The organism is Yoonia sp. R2-816 (genome assembly GCF_046762905.1).
Classification (GTDB): Bacteria; Pseudomonadota; Alphaproteobacteria; order Rhodobacterales; family Rhodobacteraceae; genus Yoonia.
This window is the reverse complement of the sequence record NZ_JBKQXN010000160.1, coordinates 1-974: the sequence shown is the minus strand read 5'-3', so window position 1 is coordinate 974 and position 974 is coordinate 1. Positions and strand designations below refer to the sequence as shown.

The following is a 974-nucleotide window of genomic DNA, read 5'->3' as shown; positions in this document are numbered from 1 at the left end:
GGCGATTGTATACTTGACAAACCCAATGATATTTCCTATCTATAATTCATAGAGTTAAAGGGAAATACCATGTCTGTTCTATCTGCCCCATATATGCACGATGAAGCCGCAGCTTTTGCGCATGTCGAAAGCATTCTCTGGGCCGATGGAACGGTTTGCCCGCACTGTGGCGTGGTCGATAGCGCTTACAAACTGCAAGGCGTTCGCACCAAACCTTCCAAGAAGAACCCAGAGGGCAAAGAGCGGCACGGCCTGTGGAAGTGCCGCGACTGCCGTGGTCAATTCACCGTGCGCAAGGGCACCATCTTTGAAGAAAGCCACCTGCCGCTGCACCTGTGGCTGCAAGCCATTCACCTTATGGTATCCAGCAAGAAGGGTATCAGCAGCCACCAGCTACACCGCGTTCTGGGCATCACCTACAAGTCCGCATGGTTCCTGACGCATCGGATCCGTGAGTGCATGCGTGACGGCGCACTGGCTGGCTTTGGCAACGGTGGTGGCGTTGTAGAGGTTGACGAAACCTTCATCGGCAAAGAACCCGGCGTGAAGAAAGCCAAGAACGCCCGTGGCGGTGATCACAAGATGAAAATGCTGACACTGGTAGATCGTGATACCAAGCGCGCCAAGTCTATCGTGGTCGATGATCTGAAAAAGACAACGTTGATCCCGATCCTGCAAGAGAACATCGCCCGCGAAGCCTATGTCATGACCGACGAAGCCCGCCAGTACAAAGGCATCGGCGCTGGTAAGGTGTTTGACGCTCACGGTTGGACTAACCACAGCGCAGGTCAGTATGTCGATTATGCTGACAGCGAAATCCACACCAACACCGTTGAAGGCTTTTACAGCATCTTCAAGCGCGGCATGAAGGGTGTGTATCAGCACTGCGGCAAGCAGCACCTGCACCGCTACGCTGCGGAGTTCGACTTCCGTTACAACAACCGCATTGCGAACGGTATTGACGATGCAGAACG

At 53.8% G+C, this 974-nt stretch carries 1 protein-coding gene; it reads left to right on the top strand.

The annotated features are described in order from the left end of the window. Window positions 1–69 precede the first annotated feature (69 nt). The coding region (locus ACFWW2_RS05490) for an IS1595 family transposase (RefSeq protein WP_393926763.1) at window positions 70–974 on the top strand (905 nt) is incomplete at its 3' end.